This window comes from Bradyrhizobium sp. USDA3010, assembly GCF_056429065.1.
Genome location: NZ_JBWJZD010000137.1, coordinates 1 through 657 on the forward strand (window position 1 = coordinate 1; position 657 = coordinate 657).

A 657-nucleotide genomic window follows, 5' to 3' on the forward strand; every position below is an offset into this window, starting at 1 on the left:
GCTCTGACGAGGCGCACAGGATTGCCTTCGGCTTTTCACCGCCTGACGACCGGTACTTTGCAACGCGCTTGAGGTGTAGGTTGGGCGAACGGGGGCGGACGCCCCGCCGGTCAAGGACCGAGCGGCAGCAGCGCGCCTGGCAAGCCGCGGATCAGGTCGGCTTCGGGACATGCCGCGGCAAACGCAAGGCGAATGCGGCTCGTGGTCTCGACGACACGGGCAGCGAGTTTCAAGAGACGAAGACGCAGCGTCGCGAACTCGGCTGTGGCCAATTCCCGGGCTTTGGGAATCGCGTCGCGCACGGTCAGCATCAGCCAATAAGCGGCGGTGTGGAGAACGAGGCGGACTTGATTGGCGAGCGCCGAACGGCAGCTGGTGCGATCGGAGGCGAGCTGTGTCTTATGCAGCTTGATCAGATTCTCGGCTTGGCCGCGCGCGCAATACAGGCTGTCGTAGATCCACTCGGCCGAGCCGACATCGAGGCTGGTGACGACGAAGCGGATGTCGAGGCCGAGCATCGTCGCCTCAATACGGGCGACGGTGCGTCGTTCGCGATCCCAGGACTTTGCCTTGTGGCGCGTCTCGGTATAGCCACGCAGAACCGGCAGGTTCTCGATGGCGCGTCGCGTGCGGATGTCGTCGGCGACCGCGTCGACT

At 64.8% G+C, this 657-nt stretch carries 1 pseudogene; it reads right to left on the bottom strand.

The annotated features are described in order from the left end of the window. Window positions 1-110: 110 nt before the first annotated feature. Window positions 111-657: pseudogene (locus AC066Y_RS43300) on the bottom strand (IS1380-like element ISBdi2 family transposase); the annotation flags it as partial.